This is a genomic window from Streptomyces sp. NRRL F-2580, assembly GCF_000720115.1.
Classification (GTDB): domain Bacteria; phylum Actinomycetota; class Actinomycetes; order Streptomycetales; family Streptomycetaceae; genus Streptomyces.
The window spans coordinates 1-337 of sequence record NZ_JOIR01000122.1 but is presented as its reverse complement, the minus strand read 5'-3'; the positions used below and the strand labels follow the sequence as shown (position 1 = coordinate 337).

1 protein-coding gene is annotated in these 337 nt (G+C 69.1%); it reads right to left on the bottom strand.

What is annotated here, in order from left to right; genetic code table 11:
• Positions 1-100 precede the first annotated feature (100 nt).
• A complete protein-coding gene (locus IF88_RS47100; RefSeq protein ID WP_158754923.1) occupies positions 101-247 on the bottom strand; it encodes a hypothetical protein in 147 nt (48 codons plus the stop codon).
• Positions 248-337: the final 90 nt, after the last annotated feature.

Here is a 337-nt window from a genome sequence, read left to right as displayed (position 1 = left end):
TCGCCGCGTGGGCCGGGGTCGCGGCGACCCCGGCCAACAGCAGACCCACCAGGGCCGAGGTCGCCTTGCGCATGCGCATCCCGTGCAATGTCCGTTCTGTTCAGTCGATCACTGGCGGGACAACACGACGGTTGGCCTGCCAGGTCTCTTCGTCCTCGACCAGGTAGTCGGCGCGTTCGCCCGGCTGGTCGTCCGGTCGCTTGCCCGGAGTCTGCGTACGGGCACCCACGTGCCCCGCGGCACCCACGCCGGTAGATCAGGGTCAGGTCAGGCAGGTCGAACCAAAGTTCAGCGGTTGCGGCGTACGACGACCACGGTCACGGCCCCGCCGATGAGC